Source organism: Leptospira levettii (assembly GCF_002812085.1).
Classification (GTDB): Bacteria; Spirochaetota; Leptospiria; order Leptospirales; family Leptospiraceae; genus Leptospira_A; species Leptospira_A levettii.
This window is the reverse complement of record NZ_NPDM01000006.1, coordinates 117,595-132,586: the sequence shown is the minus strand read 5'-3', so window position 1 is coordinate 132,586 and position 14,992 is coordinate 117,595. Positions and strand designations below refer to the sequence as shown.

The 14,992-nt window shown below is 37.7% G+C and carries 14 protein-coding genes; 4 read left to right on the top strand and 10 right to left on the bottom strand.

Annotated elements, in window-relative coordinates; translation table 11 throughout:
- Positions 1 to 2: 2 nt before the first annotated feature.
- The 6 genes from CH354_RS15870 to CH354_RS15845 all read right to left on the bottom strand — a co-directional run bounded on the left by CH354_RS15870 (position 3) and on the right by CH354_RS15845 (position 4,141).
- The gene (locus tag CH354_RS15870; RefSeq protein ID WP_100727188.1) at positions 3 to 1,013 is read right to left on the bottom strand and encodes a phosphoglycerate dehydrogenase; all 1,011 of its coding nucleotides are present in this window, start codon (positions 1,011 to 1,013) and stop codon (positions 3 to 5) included.
- A gap of 18 nt (positions 1,014 to 1,031) precedes the next feature.
- Positions 1,032 to 1,451 (bottom strand): type VII toxin-antitoxin system HepT family RNase toxin, encoded by a 420-nt coding sequence (gene hepT / locus CH354_RS15865; RefSeq protein ID WP_100727189.1) that lies wholly within the window; start codon positions 1,449 to 1,451, stop codon positions 1,032 to 1,034.
- Positions 1,435 to 1,836, bottom strand: coding sequence for a type VII toxin-antitoxin system MntA family adenylyltransferase antitoxin (gene mntA, locus CH354_RS15860; protein ID WP_100727190.1), 402 nt, complete (start codon positions 1,834 to 1,836; stop codon positions 1,435 to 1,437). Before mntA ends, hepT begins: the two co-directional genes overlap by 17 nt.
- Complete coding sequence (locus CH354_RS15855) at positions 1,833 to 2,777, bottom strand: GDP-L-fucose synthase family protein (RefSeq protein WP_100727191.1); 945 nt, start codon at positions 2,775 to 2,777, stop codon at positions 1,833 to 1,835. Before CH354_RS15855 ends, mntA begins: the two co-directional genes overlap by 4 nt.
- A gap of 93 nt (positions 2,778 to 2,870) precedes the next feature.
- Positions 2,871 to 3,209: a MarR family EPS-associated transcriptional regulator gene (locus CH354_RS15850; protein ID WP_100727283.1), complete on the bottom strand. Its 339-nt coding sequence runs from the start codon at positions 3,207 to 3,209 to the stop codon at positions 2,871 to 2,873.
- 110 nt (positions 3,210 to 3,319) lie between these two features.
- Entirely contained in the window at positions 3,320 to 4,141 is an 822-nt protein-coding gene (locus CH354_RS15845; protein ID WP_100727192.1) for a hypothetical protein, read from the bottom strand.
- 226 nt (positions 4,142 to 4,367) lie between these two features.
- Here CH354_RS15845 and CH354_RS15840 point away from each other — a divergent pair, with 226 nt between their 5' ends.
- A complete protein-coding gene (locus CH354_RS15840) occupies positions 4,368 to 5,489 on the top strand; it encodes a 1-acyl-sn-glycerol-3-phosphate acyltransferase (RefSeq protein WP_100727284.1) in 1,122 nt (373 codons plus the stop codon).
- A gap of 5 nt (positions 5,490 to 5,494) precedes the next feature.
- Entirely contained in the window at positions 5,495 to 5,680 is a 186-nt protein-coding gene (locus CH354_RS15835; RefSeq protein WP_238761212.1) for a hypothetical protein, read from the top strand.
- On the opposite strand, the gene CH354_RS15830 is transcribed toward CH354_RS15835, so the two are convergent.
- Both CH354_RS15830 and CH354_RS15825 read right to left on the bottom strand, forming a co-directional pair.
- Complete coding sequence (locus CH354_RS15830; RefSeq protein WP_100727194.1) at positions 5,677 to 6,513, bottom strand: TrmH family RNA methyltransferase; 837 nt, start codon at positions 6,511 to 6,513, stop codon at positions 5,677 to 5,679. The two genes, CH354_RS15835 and CH354_RS15830, sit on opposite strands and share 4 nt — an antisense overlap.
- Positions 6,514 to 6,570: 57 nt before the next feature.
- The gene (locus CH354_RS15825) at positions 6,571 to 8,586 is read right to left on the bottom strand and encodes an NADPH-dependent 2,4-dienoyl-CoA reductase (protein WP_100727195.1); all 2,016 of its coding nucleotides are present in this window, start codon (positions 8,584 to 8,586) and stop codon (positions 6,571 to 6,573) included.
- A gap of 79 nt (positions 8,587 to 8,665) precedes the next feature.
- On the opposite strand from CH354_RS15825, the gene CH354_RS15820 reads away from it, so the two are divergent.
- Positions 8,666 to 9,085, top strand: coding sequence for a response regulator (locus CH354_RS15820; protein WP_100727285.1), 420 nt, complete (start codon positions 8,666 to 8,668; stop codon positions 9,083 to 9,085).
- Here the strand turns inward: CH354_RS15820 and CH354_RS15815 are convergent.
- Together CH354_RS15815 and CH354_RS15810 are read right to left on the bottom strand one after the other, a co-directional pair.
- Complete coding sequence (locus CH354_RS15815) at positions 9,076 to 11,748, bottom strand: PAS domain S-box protein (RefSeq protein ID WP_100727196.1); 2,673 nt, start codon at positions 11,746 to 11,748, stop codon at positions 9,076 to 9,078. The genes CH354_RS15820 and CH354_RS15815 overlap by 10 nt on opposite strands.
- 21 nt (positions 11,749 to 11,769) lie before the next feature.
- Positions 11,770 to 12,528: an SDR family NAD(P)-dependent oxidoreductase gene (locus CH354_RS15810; protein ID WP_100727197.1), complete on the bottom strand. Its 759-nt coding sequence runs from the start codon at positions 12,526 to 12,528 to the stop codon at positions 11,770 to 11,772.
- 134 nt (positions 12,529 to 12,662) lie between these two features.
- On the opposite strand from CH354_RS15810, the gene CH354_RS15805 reads away from it, so the two are divergent.
- Positions 12,663 to 14,975, top strand: coding sequence for a PP2C family protein-serine/threonine phosphatase (locus tag CH354_RS15805; protein ID WP_100727198.1), 2,313 nt, complete (start codon positions 12,663 to 12,665; stop codon positions 14,973 to 14,975).
- The last annotated feature ends 17 nt before the right edge of the window (positions 14,976 to 14,992 follow it).

The window sequence follows — 14,992 nt, the reverse complement described above, 5'->3', positions numbered from 1 at the left end:
CCTTAAACCACCTTCTCCCACTTCCCACCACCAAAAAAACCAACCACGTTCTCTGCCGCTTCTCTCTCCATATCTTCCCTACAATCATTGGAACAAGAACCCATATGCTGAGTTAAAATGACATTTTCCAAATCACGTAGTGGTCCCTTATATGGTTCTTCTTCAAAAACATCCATAGCCGCTGCAGAAATTAAGTTCTCTTTTAATACTTTATATAAATCGTTTTCATTTACAATTCCACCTCTTGCGGTGTTGATTAAAACGGCACTTGACTTCATGAGTGACATATTCTTAAAATTGATTAGGTTTTTTGTTTCCGCAGTCAATGGCACATGAATCGTAATCGCATCAGACATTTCCAACAAACTATTTAAATCAACTTGTTTGCTGGTAGAGTGACCCCAATTTTTCCCTAATTTACAGTTCACATGATGGAGGTTAGAAGAAACCTCATTCAACACACGAATGGATTCAGTTTGATCAATTAAATCACATACAAGGATTTCTTTTGGCATATAACCTAAAAGATGCGAAGCTACTCTTTTTCCAATCCTTCCAAAGCCTAAAATACCAATCGTGGAACCACCAATTCTTTCTCCATATGGCCTTGTCCACTCACCTTTTCTGATTTCCCGATCGGCATACGTAACCCTCCTCATTGTATCCACGATGAGACTCACTGCTAATTCCGATACTGCTGGAGAAACAGCATCCGGAGTATAAGCGACAGAGATACCTTTCTCTTTACAGAGTTCAAGAGGTACACTATCAAGTCCCACTCCAACTCTAGAAACGAATTTCAGAATATTCGTCGATTCGATGAGTGGGGTAAGCTCTTCTGTACCTGCTATGAGTGCATCAAAATTTTTTGCAGCTTCTGCAACTTCATTCGGTTTCATCTTTCGTCCAAGAGGGTTTACAGTCACTGTGAAACCGTTGGATACTAAAAGATCCAATGCGACTGGTGAGGTACGGCAAAACGGAAAAGTGGATACAAAAACATTTTTGCTCATTGAAAAGATTTCATTAAATTATATATGGATTTCGAATCCAAGTTCTTTACAAAAGATTCCAAAGACTAAATAGTCATTTCTCATGATTTTTTGAATAATATCTATGTTTAATTTTTGATATTCGTGGATTGCAATATTTCGAAAACCAACCATGCCAATTAATGATTTTGCAGTGGCTGCAGAAATAATCGTATTTGACTCCAAGATACGGAACGCATCGGAACTTGATTGAGGCATCCCCAATTTATTTTTAGAAATCAGATGCATTCCTAAATCAATGGCTGCCTGACAAGCCCGTTCTAAGTTTAGTATTAATGCATCTACTTCTGTATAATTACTCAAACTTTGATTTTTATTAAATTCTTCCAGTGCTCGTTTGATTCCTCGCTGAATCATTGCAATTTTATTCAATATAATGTCATCATTTTCGATAGGCATTCAAGACTTCTCGACGTTCAATTTGAAAATTAAAATACATGGATATAAGTGTATTAGTTCTAAGCTCTACTTTAGGTTTATCCTTTACTAGGATTGCTTTTCCGGAAAATATTGCTTCTTTCGAATATACTAGGTTCCGAGAAGACATCTCTCCTAAATCGAAGTCGAGTCCTAATTGATAACCTAAATCACCTGCGAACTTTAACAACTCAGTTCCAGAAATGGATATTCCCTCGAACGGGAGAATCGCTAAATCGATATCACTACCTGGTCTCATCGTATCTTTTGCAGCTGAACCCAAAAGAAAGACTGCCAAAACTTCTGGAACTTTTGAGAAATAGTCTACAATAGATTCAATCTCTTTTTCGGAAAGGGTTGTTTTCATATCTTCGTTAGATAATCTTGATACGCGAAACTAACCCCATCCCTTAGTTCCACCTGGTGTTTCCATCCCATTTTGTGGAGTTTGGAAACATCGAGTAATTTCCTAGGTGTTCCATCTGGCTTTGTTAGGTCAAAAACCAAATTTCCTTGGTAACCAACAACTTCCTTCACTGTTTCTGCAAGTTCTTTGATGCTCACTTCAATCCCTGAACCAACATTGACATGTTCACCACCTTTAGGATCACCAGTTACATCGTAATTATCCATTAGAAATACACAGGCCCTTGCCATGTCTTCCGAATACAAAAATTCACGCAGAGGTTTACCAGTGCCCCAAATCACAACCTCGGGTAACTTGTTCATCTTTGCTTCATGAAACCTTCGAATGAGTGCTGGTAACACATGTGAGTTTTCAGGATGGTAATTATCCCCTGGGCCATACAAATTTGTTGGCATCACTGAGATAAAATTTGTACCATACTGACGATTGTATGACTGACACATTACAATGCCGGCGATTTTTGCAACCGCATAAGGTTCGTTTGTTGGCTCTAACTTTCCATCTAAAAGTTGACCTTCGTCCATAGGTTGTTTGGCAAATTTAGGATAAATACAAGAGGATCCCAAAAAACAAAGTTTTTTGATTCCAAATCGATATGATGCATCGATGATATTATTTTGGATTTGTAGGTTTGAAAAAATAAATTCGGCTGGATAGGTATTATTTGCATGTATCCCACCTACTTTTGCAGCAGCAAGGAATACATACTCAGGTTTTTCTTTTTGAAAGAATTCTAATACTTGGGACTGGTTTTGTAAGTCCATCTCGGAATGAGATTTACCAATTACATTGAAAAACCCATTTTGGTTTAGAATTTTTACAATAGCAGATCCAACTAAACCTTTATGGCCAGCTACATAGATTTTGGATTGTTTTTGCATCATAATATGGTATTTAATTCTTTTTTTTGCGAGATCGATTCATGGTATCAAATCGAAACCATCAGTCATAGTTAAGACTCAAATTTGATTGATTTAGCCTAAACTTTCTAAACTTTCACCTAACTTCTCTACTTCAGCCCGAAGAGCTTCGTATTCTCTTTTTTTCTTTTCATAAAAATGAAGAGTCATCCTTGCTTTTTCTTCGATTCCTTGTGGTGTGAGTAAATATGTGTATGCGAGTTTGTTTTTATTATTACGAAAATTATTCATTTTGATAAGCCCTTTGTCGAGGAAAGCTTTCAAAATATAATTCACCTTTCCTAAACTGAGTCCTAACACATCAGACGCATCTCTTTGTGATAAATTAGGGTTCTCATCAAGTAACTGAAGTAACTTGAGGTGGTGGTCACTGTATTCGTATTGTTCTTTCATGGAGGAAGTTGTGCCCGGTTTGGACACCAAAGTGGAAAAGGAATGCCAGCTTTTGAGTGGATCCCAGGCATAGCTTCGCCCCCTGAGTCCCATTCTTTGTCAAAATGTGTTCAGTCTTTGAACAAAGTAAAGGAATTTTTGTTCATAAAATGAACGAAAATTCTGATGCCCCCTCCCATCATCTGTTTCAAAAGGAAAAACGTCCCAACCAAAAACCAAATCCCGGAAGGAATGAGAGAGAGGAAAAGAAAGAAGGAGGAAGTGGATTGGACATAATCTTCCTTTGTTTCATAAAGAGAAATCCAGACAACATTCCCTTTTTGGGTTTCTGGATACTTTTGTTCCCACGTTTGTAGGAGAATGGGGAAATCCATAGACTCTGGTAAGATTTTGGCAAATCGGGGTTTCACCCCAAGTTCTAACCAATTGTGGAAACGAAACAAATTTTGGTCCAAAAAGAAGAATCGAATTGGTTCCGACGGGTCCTTATCTGACATAAGTGGGATCATCTCATAAAAAGAAGTATGGCTCGTGTCCCTCCCCTTGGCATCGCGGGACTTATGTTGGATCGACTTCGATAGAATCAAATTCTTGTCGAGTGTATACCCCTCTAACTCCAAAAATTCAAATCCATTCCTGGGTTCGTTTTTTGGAAAACCTTCGGGTGGCACTTCCCATACGGATTTTAAAGTCTTGAGTTCTGCACGAAAGGCAAACTGAAGAACCCAAATGGAAACAAAAGAAAGGGACAAGAGAACCAACCATTTTCCTAAAATCCGAAACAAACAAAGGACACTGGTAATATAAACAAAGAACGAAACAAAAATGGAAATTAAGTTTTCCCATTCCAACCATCCTAGATACCCTAAGTAGGTGGAAAAAACCATCACAACGGATATGAATAGAATGGAAACTGGTTTGTTTCCTTTCATAGAATTTGATCCCTGAATCCAGACATGAGTGAAGGCATTCCACAATCTAAAATTTCTATTGTAAAGAAGATTGTACAGTTTGGTCGGAAACATTCCGAATTTTGTGGAACTGTTCTTTAATCATCAAATGATGCGTTTTACGATTGGATGGAAACGAAAACAAACGCCTTTTTATCTCTAGAGATTGCTATTGACTTTTCTTCCTTTCCAAAAGAAACCTACCTCAATGAAACCCAAAAAACATACGATCCCTTATGACTTTCTCATCAAACTCGTAAGTTTAGCAAAAGGACTTGTTTTCCATTCCATAGAAGAAAACTTCCCAGAAACAAAAGAAGAATTAGAAGCCCCTTATCCCTCTGCTCTCCTGTGTAACCATGTATCAGAAGCTGACGTTGTCTCCCTTTCCATGGTTTACCCAAGACTCAATCCTAAAATCAAAATGATCATCCCTGCCAGAGAAGATATCCTACTTCCTGGGTTTTTACAAAAAGAATTTCGTGCAAAAGGAATCATGAAGTGGATTTTCAAATTCATCGATGCTACAAATATCATACCGATTTTATTACGTTATATTGGAGCAGTCCCCATCAAACGCCCGTTTCGTGACAATGCGAGAGAACTCATTAAAAAAGGGGAACTTCGTGACAAAGTGGATAGTGAATGGACAGATATGGTTACTCACATTCGAAAAGGTCGCAATTTGTTTATGTTTCCAGAAGGCACATACAACCATGATGGATTTCTAAACCAAGTAAAACGTGGAGCTTACCACATCAAATCAAAGATTGATAAACTTCATTTTAATAGTTTTACACTTACCTATGATCACTTATCTTACCAAAAAACAAAACTATACATTAAGTATGGTAAACCTTTTGAAATTCCGAATGAGATGCCAGCAGACCAAGTAGTGAAACTAGTTGCGGAAACTTTGGGAAAACACTACACAGTTACGATTGGAAACCTAACTTCTTTTTTATTACTCAAACTGGAAAAAGAAACCAAAATCAAAAAACAACAAATCATTCAGTTATTGTCCCAATTTAAATCACATATCGAAAACCAATTTCCAGAAATTACCATTGCTTCTGAATTACGAAAAGAAACATTTGTTTCACAATTAGAAATCCTTTTTGCAAAACTGAAAAAAGTAAATTTGATTGATTGGGAAGGCGAAATCATTCGCACAAAAGAAGTTTTGTATCATATTCCCAAATCATTACACAATTTAAAAAAATCCAATATTGTCTTGTATCATAAAAACCAACTCACTGCTCATTTCGCAAAATTGGAAAGCATTTGGAACCAAATTCCATTAGAAAAAGGAATTGAGGTAAAAACATGATACCCATGAAACCGATTCGACTGATTTTAGTATCCACACTTTTTTTCATTGGTTGTGGTTCCATTTCTAGAGGGTGTGCTAAATACTTTGGTTATGACGAAGTATGTGTGGATGGAGTGAAATACATTCAGTTTACTTCTGGTGCGAGTGTAAAATACAATCCAGATGGAAGTATAGCCACCTGTCGTTAACACTGATTTGTCTTTTGTGATCCCCTTCCTTTGGTGACTTCCCAAAGTAGGATGGAACCAGCACAAGAAACATTGAGTGAGTTCACGACACCAAACATTGGAATTTTAACCATTGAGTCACAGAGGGATTGTAATTGTACACTCATCCCTTTTTTTTCATTCCCTAAGATCAGTAAAATTGGGGATGTTAACGTTTTCTCTCGTAAATCAAACTCACCGCTGGAATCGGTGCCAATCACACTGAGTCCACTTCGTTTTTTTTCCGACTCCACAAATAGATTCAACGTTTCAAAATTGGGAACAAACACAAGTTGTGTATGAAACAAACTCCCTAAACTCGAACGGATCACCTTGGGGTCATATACATCAATGGAATGACCGATGACAAACACGAGATCGACTAAAAATGCATCCGCAGAACGTAACAAAGTTCCAAAATTTCCGTAATCACTTGGCCGATCAAATAATAGATAGAATGGATTCTCATTTGGTAAGAGGGATTTTTTTTGAATCAGTCCATTTAGGTCCAATTGGTTTTTGATTTTGGCAGTTACGATGAGTTCAGATGGAGTTTCTTTTTCGGAAAGTTCTAAGTACAATTCATCTTTCACTTCAAAAATGTTTGCATCGCTTTGGTTTTGAATCACTTCCTTTGCCCAGGAAGACAAGGCAGTTTTTTCTCGGAACAAAATCCGAGTGATTTTCCAACCAGCAGTTAACAACTGCTTTATGGGCTCTGTACCTTCTACAAAAACTTCTTTTTCCTGACTACGTTTGGTTCGATTGGTCCGGAGTGCAGAAATGATTTGAAATTCTGCATTCCGAACCGACATCTTTAAAGGTTTCAATTGTATAGTTTGATTCAGAGTATTGATCAATCCCCTAATTCATTATATGGAAACGGCAAGTCTTGTCCCTTGGTCAATCGCCCGTTTTGCATCTAATTCAGAAGCAAGGTCGGCACCCCCGATTAAATGTACGGGGATTTTTGCTTTTTGTAAGGGTTCGAGTAAAGCACGGTTTGGATCTTGGCCTGCACATATCACAACTGTATCACAAGGAATTTTCTTAGTTTCCCCTTTGACCTCAATTACAATTCCATCTGATTCAATTGCCTTGTAGGTAACTCCTGAAATTTGGTTTACCTTCCTGTCCTCTAAAGATGTTTTATGGATCCATCCAGTTGTTTTTCCAAGGGTAGCACCAAATTTACTATTTGAACGTTTTAACATAGTCACTTCTCGAACACCTGTTGGTGTTTCTTTGGAACCAAGTCCCCCATCTTTATCAATCGTTTTTCGTATCCCCCACTCTTTGAGGTAATTATCAGTTGTAAAACTATGACCAGGATCAGTGAGTAAAATACTAACATCAAATCCGATACCACCTGCACCCATTACCACTGCACGTTTTCCAACAGGTTTCCCTTTTAAAACAACATCCACATAACTAAGAACATTTGGTCCATTGATACCTGGTATCTCAGGAATTCTTGGGATCACACCTGTCGCAAGGACCACTTCTTCGAAACCTTGTTCGATCAATGATTCACTTGTGATATAGGTATTGAGTTTCACTTCAACTCCATATTTTTTTAACATAGTGTCAAAATAACGAATGGTTTCTTTAAACTCTTCTTTACCAGGGATACGCCTAGCAATATTCAATTGCCCACCTAACTCTGGTTGTGCATCAAAAAGTGTTACAGAATGTCCACGTTCCGCTAGTGTTTTTGCACAAGACATGCCACCGGGACCAGCACCAACAACTGCTACCTTTTTCACATGACCCGTTTTTTGAATGTTCAATTCGGTTTCATGGCATGCTCTTGGGTTCACCAAACAACTTGCCGTTTTTCCTTGGAAAATATGATCTAAACATGCTTGGTTACAGGCAATACATGTATTGATCTCTTCCGGTTTTCCCGCCATCGCCTTCTCAACAAAAAAGGAATCAGCAAGGAATGGACGTGCCATCGATACTAAATCAGCATCCCCTCGAGATAAAACAGATTCTGCTACTTCAGGAGTATTGATTCTGTTGGAAGTCACAAGTGGAATCGACACGTGACCTTTTACTTTTGCAGTGACCCAAGTAAAAGCAGCTCTTGGAACCATCATCGCAATTGTTGGGATTCTTGCTTCATGCCAACCAATTCCTGTGTTGATAATGGTGGCACCCGCTTTCTCGATTTCTTTTGCAAGGTGTAAAACTTCATCGATATTACCACCTTCCTCAACCAAGTCTAACATCGACAGACGGTAAATGATGATAAAATCAGTTCCTACTCGTTTTCTGACTGCTTTTACGATTTCAATTGGGAATTTGATACGATTTTCAAAACTCCCTCCCCAATCATCTGTTCTGTTATTGGTCCTTTTCGCAATAAACTGATTGATGAGGTAACCTTCACTACCCATGATCTCCACTCCATCATAACCAGCTAATTTAGCTAATTCGGAACATCTAACAAAGTCTTCGATGGTTTTCCAGATTTCTTCTTCTGTTAAGGGATGAGGTTTGAACATATTAATGGGAGCACGTAAATTGGAAGCTCCTACTATTTTGTCATGGTATCCATATCTGCCTGTATGCAAAATCTGCATGGCAATTTTTCCACCTTCTTTGTGGACTGCATCAGTCACAACACGGTGGTGCAATGCTTCTTCTTCCGTGTCCATCACACTGCCACCTTTCGAAACACGTCCGGCCTCATTCGGTGCAATACCACCCGTGACGATGAGAGCAACTCCACCCTTTGCCCTTTCCCCATAAAAAGTCGCCATACGTTCGTATCCATTCGGAGCCTCTTCTAGGCCTGTATGCATAGAACCCATAATGGTTCGGTTTTTTAGTGTAGTGAATCCAAGGGATAATGGAGAAAGTAAAGTTGGGTAAGCTGTCATAAAGACCCAAGTGTAGAAATTCTAGGATTTTGGCAAGATTTACTTGCAATCTAAAAGAGAACGGATAAAACTTTGTCCTGTGGAAATCCTCACTGAAAATAAAAATGGGAAAAAGGGAATTCTCTTCGTAGATGATGAGTCCATCATTTTACTGAGCATGAAATCCCAAGTAAAACACCATTTCGGAGAGAGGTTCAAATACCTAACCGCAGAAAATGCCAACGAAGCATGGGATTTAATTATAGAATTAGAAGAAGAAGGAAATTCTGTTGCTGTTATTATTTCTGATTGGTCCATGCCAGGAATGAATGGAGATGAATTTTTAAGAAAAGTTCACAAACGATTTCCATCCATCGAAAAAGTTATCATCACAGGTTTTGCCGATGAAAAATTAGTAACTGCTTTGGAAAAAGAAATTGGGCTTGTCACTTGTTTGAAAAAACCTTGGGACGAAAAAGAACTCATCACAGCTATCTCACAAGCCATCGATCATGAATGACCTTTTGGTAAATAAATCGAAAATATAGTTTCACCTGGTTTGGAAGACAAATCAATCCTTCCACCATGTCGTTTTACAATTTTATTCACGATATCAAGGCCAAGTCCACTTCCTTCTCCAGGAGGTTTGGTTGTAAAAAATGGTTCAAAAATTTTGGAACGGATCCCTGGATCAATCCCTGGACCGGAATCTTGTAAGGATACCAAAACTTCGGATCCACAATCTTTGATTGTGATCATCAATTTTCCAGTAAAGGACATGGCTTGTAAGGAATTATAAATTAGATTAGTCCAAACATGTAATAAATCATCAGGATAACAGTCTATAGGTGGAATCTCATCGTAATTTTTGATTACGGTAATTCCCCTCTTCAATTGGTTTTGGTAAATGGTAAGAACCGTCTCAATCGTCTCTTGTATGGATGCTTTGATTTTTTTCCCAGTAGAATCAAAATGTGAAAAGTTTTTCAATGCATACATGATTTTAGAAACACGATCAACTGCCAATTGGATGGAACGAGTGTTACGACGGAATTGGATTTCAAGTGCTAAATAATCCAAGAATACTCTTAGATAATGAGACCTGAAGAGTGGTATGTATTTGTCTTCTAATTCTCCAATCCCTAATTCTACCCAAGCTTCTGCAAATTCATCAGCATCATCTGATTTAAACCCATGTTGGATTAAAATTTCTTTGTTCTTCTTTTTCCGTAACCTTTCTTCTTTTCCTGTATAAAATTCGATTGGTTGGTCTAGGTTTGAAAGAATCGTTTTGAGAATCACTTGTTCTTCCCTAGGTACACTCAGGATCGCTTCTCGAAACAACTGTGAGGCAATCCCATATCGTTTTTGCCAATCCATCATATTTTGATTGGAAGCTTTAACTGCACCAATTGGATTATTTATTTCGTGGGCAATTCCTGCAATTAACTGACCGAGTGCTGCGAGTTTTTCGGATTGTACAAGTTGTTCCTGGGTGCGTTTTAAATTCTCAAACGCCATCTCCAGTTCGATTTTTTGTTTTTCAATGAGTTTGTTTTTTTCACGTATTTCTGAATTGATTTGGCGGAGTTCTTCCACTTCTTTGAGAGGACTCAAATCAAAAATACTATATGCGATTGAGTTTGTTTGGTTGTATTTAAACCGTTTGATGGATACTAAAGCAGGAAACACTTCCCCATTTTTTCTCTTACAAAGGATCTCAATCGAATCACTCGAATTATCCGCAATTTTCTCTCTAATTTTTTGGAGTGAGTCTGGTGTAAGTAAAGATCGGATTTTTAAATTTTTTGTGTCATCACTTGAGTATCCAAATAAATTCTGAAAGGCAAAGTTAGAATCCTTTGCTCTGAGTGAATTTTCATCAAAGATCAAAAACGCTTCTGTCGAAAATTGGTAAAAAGCACGGAATCTTTCATCGGAAGTTCGGAGTGCTTCCTCTGCCAATTTTGATTCTGTTACATCGAGTATAGTTCCCATCAATCGAACTGGTTTTCCATCTTTATCACGGATTAAATTTCCGCGAGACTCTACCCAATGAACCATTCCATCCGCATGAAAAATCCGTTGTTGGATTTTGTATCCAGACCTGGAAGGATCATCTTTTAAGAGTTGGATTTCTGCTGAGACCTTTTGTAAATCATCTAGATCATTTAAAGTGAGATACCTTTCCACAGTGATCGCGGGGCCATCTGGATCAAGTCCGTAAATCTCATAGGTTTGGGGAGACCAATAAATATTTCGCTGGTCAATGTCCCAACTCCAAATTCCCATTTTGACAGCATCCAAAGACATAAGAAGCCTAGACTCAGATTCTTTTAGTGCTAAGTTTGCTTCAATTTGTTCAGTTCGGTTGATCATTGCACCAAACATTCGATAGGCGTTTCCATTTACATCATATAAAAAGATTCCATTATCTTCTATATATACATATTTTCCATCTTTGGTTCGGTAACGATACACACAGGAAAACTTTGTTTTTTTGGCCATTGCCTCTTCAAATAATTGGATGGCTTTCTCTTTGTCATCTGGATGGATGAGGACCATCCAAGCTTCATAACCAATGGCTCTATACTCTTCAGGAGTAAAACCAGTAATTTCTTGGATGGCACCAGCCCATTGGTTCACACCCGTTTTGATGTCTAAATCATATACCATACTTAACGAAAGTTCGGTGATAGTTCTATACTTTGCTTCGCTATCTTCTAATGCTTTTTGTTTTAAAACATTTTCAGTAATGTCGGTAATTAAAAATACAAGGGATCGGAGTTCTCCCACCTCGTCAAAAACAGGGGAACCATTTATGGATAAGTATTTTTTGACACCAAACGAATCTTCGATCGCATGCCGAATGTCTGTGACTGGTTTTTTCGTTTTTAATACAATATTGAAAGGTTGGTCTTCTTCTCGCCATGGACCACCATCAAGAGAAGTGTTCTTCCATTGTGGTGCATCATAAGTTCTAGAAAGTATGTCCTTGAGTTTAATGGCAAGAACAGACTCAGATGCAGGGTTTGCATAAAGAATCTGGCCTTGTGGGTTCAGTAAAACAATCGCAGTGGAACTTACGTCCATGATTGTTTTTAAAAGATCAACTTCGACATTGAGATGGTCTCCCACCTCTGTCGAAATATTAGGCTTTGATCCTTCCTCGGAAGACTGCATAGTGTCCACTATGCAGTAGACTTAAGATTTATGCGAATTCAATTTTACCGCCTCTATTTTTTGATAAATTTTAAGCGGAAAAAATAAGAATCGATCCAAGATTTGGATGAATCGAAACAAAAAGGATGGGAAAACTTCCTTTTTGTCTCTCAAAATCCCATTTACAATTTGTTTTGCAACGGTTTCAGCCGTTTGGCTTGGAAATGGAACCGGGACTTTGTTCCCAGCCGAGTCAAAAAATTGTGTCCTAGTCGCAATCGGGTAAACAATCATCGTACGGTTTCCTGGCCTTAGTTCACATTGGTAGGCATCCAAAAAGGATCGAACAGAAGCTTTAGTTGCTGAATACAAAGCATAACCAGGAAGAGGTAAATGACTCATCGCAGAAGCAGTGACAACAAATAAACAAGGAGAAGTCCTGTGTTTGTTCAAACTCACTAAAGTGTAAAAAGGAGAGTATACATTCGTTCGAAAAATCCGATCGATACGATCCCAACTTGCCTCTGGAATGATTTCATAATACGCAAAACCTGCATTTGCAAAAAAGATATCGATCCCACCTAATTTTTTATCAGCATCTTTTAAGAGTTTATCTAAATTTTCTGGTTTTGAAACATCACATTTATAAGGAATTACATTGGGATGAGACACTACATTTTTTTCGTTCAAGTCACAGGCTAAAATTTTTACGTTTTCATGTTTTAACATCTGCAAGACGGTTTCCTTTCCAATCCCTGATCCTGCACCCGTAACTACAATTCTTTTGTTTTTTAATTCCATTGGCGAAACCTAACTTGTATGGATCTTGTTGAAAGTTTTTTTTAATGAGATATCTAACTTTTTTTCACATTCCCTAAAAATATGTTTACTTAGGTTCGAGACAACCTTATTATTTGTTTTCCTTGGGGATCACAATGAGTCGATTCTTTGATCAATTATTCAAATTCTTACACAGGTTCATTTCTTACAGTTTTGCCATTGTATTCTTCTCACTTCAGGGTGCCTTTTTTGGTGCTTTTTATGCTTATTTTTTTGGATCAGCACTCATTCCAGAGTTTTCCACCGAGAACCATCCTGAAGTTGTGTACGTTTTTATATTTGCCACCTTCCTCGCGGCTGTCGGACATAGCATCGAGTTTGGAATCCTCACTCCTCTTGGGTATGGTGGATTTCGTAACGATTTAAAAAAACTAAATCTGTTTTTAAGACACAACGACACCATTCGCCACAAAGATATATTAGAATTAGAAAACAATTTGAATACACTCATCCATTTACCAAAGGAGAACATGTATGCTGCCATTCGTTATGCGGTAATGGTTTTTGTTTCTGTTTCCATCACCCATATCATTTGCCACCACCCAATCTACGAGTTAGTTTTGGTTTCCATTGGTTGGCTTTCTGCAGTATTTGTTTATGGAGGTTTTTCCTACATCATCTCCGATTATTTTACAGGTAACAAAAGAGTTGAGATCAAAAAAATCTTAGCTTACAGAGATGTCTCCATTCACAAAAATTATGGTATCCTAAGTTTAAAGGGCAAATTTGTCTTTTTGTTAATATTGATTTTATTATCCCTCAGTGTTCTTTCAGTCTTCATTTCCTTTGGCAATGCAAGTTTACTCAAAATTACTGCCTTCATTGGAATGACATTTGTCGAAGCTGTAATTTTGATTTATATGTTTTTCCAATCCATTAATTTAACATTGGAACAAATTAATGAATCAGCAAATAGCCTTGCTACTGGTGGCCGAGGTGCCCTACCCATCTTATCCATCGACAAAGAATTTATTTTGTTTGCAGAGAATTATGAAAAGGCAACGAGAGAAGTTGGGAGGATTCGAGAAAACTTACAAGAATTAGTTGAGGCAAAAACTTCCGAATTGAGAAACAGTTTGGAAACCGTCGAAACCTTAAAAAAACAACAGGATGGTGATTATTTTTTAACTTCACTTCTGATCAAACCATTGAGTTTAAATAAAACCATTGGTACCCATGTAAAAACAGATTTTTTGATCAAACAGAAAAAGACCTTTTTGTTCCATGGAAGGGAAAATGAAATTGGTGGTGATATATGTATCACACGCACAATTACATTACGAGGCAAAGATTATACGTTTTTTCTCAATGCAGATGCCATGGGAAAATCATTACAAGGTGCTGGCGGTGTACTCGTACTTGGAGCTGCTGTACAATCCATCTTGGAGCGATCCAATGCTGTTGAGTCTGTAAAATTATTGTATGCTGAACGTTGGATTAAAAACGCATACCAAGAGCTCCATCATATCTTTGAAAGTTTCGACTGTTCTATGTTAGTATCCATGGTAATGGGACTGATTGATGACGAAACTGGTCTTATGTATTACTTAAATGCTGAACATCCTTGGTCTGTATTGTATAGAAAGGGAACTGCAGAATTTATCAAAAACAATTCCGAACTCCGAAAACTGGGAACACCCTTTTCTGAAAAATCACTCGAAATCTCTACTTTACAATTGATTCCTGGAGACGTACTCATCCTTGGTTCCGATGGAAGGGATGACATCGAGTTTGTAACAGAAACCACAGCCCGAAAGATCAACCATGATGAGGAATTATTTTTGCGACATGTAGAACAAGGGAATGGTCAGTTAAAAGAAATTTACCAATCCATTCTTTCTATGGGAGAACTGACTGATGATTTAAGTCTGATGCGAATTACCTTTAAAGAAAATCTAAGCCAACCGCCAAGGGCCATTCGGAAAGAATCATATGAATTGATGCGTAAAGCAAAGTCACAAATCAAATTGGACCAACTGGAAGAGGCAAAAACCAGTCTTTTAGAAGCAAATCGCATCAACCCTGAAAATAGAGAAATCCAAAGGGCGCTCATTCGCCTCCTAGTACGTATGAAAGAATACAACTTGGCTGCGGAAAAATTAAACACCTACTTAGAAGAATACCCTGGTGACACAGATTTAATTTATTTGGCATCCTTTACTTACAAACAAACAAAAGAATACGGAAAGGCCATTGATATGGGTGAGAGAATCCGATTGCGTAACCCTGGACATTTATCAAATTTAATACAACTTGTTCAATTGTACCTCATTATTGGCAACTTACCCAAGGCAGAAAAAACGTTACAACTAACATCGTTTATCCCTTCTGATACAAATCGAATTGAACTATTAAAATCACAAATTGAGACTTTTAGACAGAAAATTGTTGATGAAATTCCGACCTAAAGGGGAAGTTATCAGAA

Bases quoted from the DNA above. Each gene is read 5' to 3' on its own strand.
- CH354_RS15870 (WP_100727188.1), bottom strand. From the start codon at position 1,013: ATGAGCAAAAATGTTTTTGTATCCACTTTTCCGTTTTGCCGTACCTCA.
- hepT (WP_100727189.1), bottom strand. From the start codon at position 1,451: ATGCCTATCGAAAATGATGACATTATATTGAATAAAATTGCAATGATT.
- mntA (WP_100727190.1), bottom strand. From the start codon at position 1,836: ATGAAAACAACCCTTTCCGAAAAAGAGATTGAATCTATTGTAGACTAT.
- CH354_RS15855 (WP_100727191.1), bottom strand. From the start codon at position 2,777: ATGCAAAAACAATCCAAAATCTATGTAGCTGGCCATAAAGGTTTAGTT.
- CH354_RS15850 (WP_100727283.1), bottom strand. From the start codon at position 3,209: ATGAAAGAACAATACGAATACAGTGACCACCACCTCAAGTTACTTCAG.
- CH354_RS15845 (WP_100727192.1), bottom strand. From the start codon at position 4,141: ATGAAAGGAAACAAACCAGTTTCCATTCTATTCATATCCGTTGTGATG.
- CH354_RS15840 (WP_100727284.1), top strand. From the start codon at position 4,368: ATGAAACCCAAAAAACATACGATCCCTTATGACTTTCTCATCAAACTC.
- CH354_RS15835 (WP_238761212.1), top strand. From the start codon at position 5,495: ATGAAACCGATTCGACTGATTTTAGTATCCACACTTTTTTTCATTGGT.
- CH354_RS15830 (WP_100727194.1), bottom strand. From the start codon at position 6,513: ATGTCGGTTCGGAATGCAGAATTTCAAATCATTTCTGCACTCCGGACC.
- CH354_RS15825 (WP_100727195.1), bottom strand. From the start codon at position 8,586: ATGACAGCTTACCCAACTTTACTTTCTCCATTATCCCTTGGATTCACT.
- CH354_RS15815 (WP_100727196.1), bottom strand. From the start codon at position 11,748: ATGCAGTCTTCCGAGGAAGGATCAAAGCCTAATATTTCGACAGAGGTG.
- CH354_RS15810 (WP_100727197.1), bottom strand. From the start codon at position 12,528: ATGGAATTAAAAAACAAAAGAATTGTAGTTACGGGTGCAGGATCAGGG.
- CH354_RS15805 (WP_100727198.1), top strand. From the start codon at position 12,663: ATGAGTCGATTCTTTGATCAATTATTCAAATTCTTACACAGGTTCATT.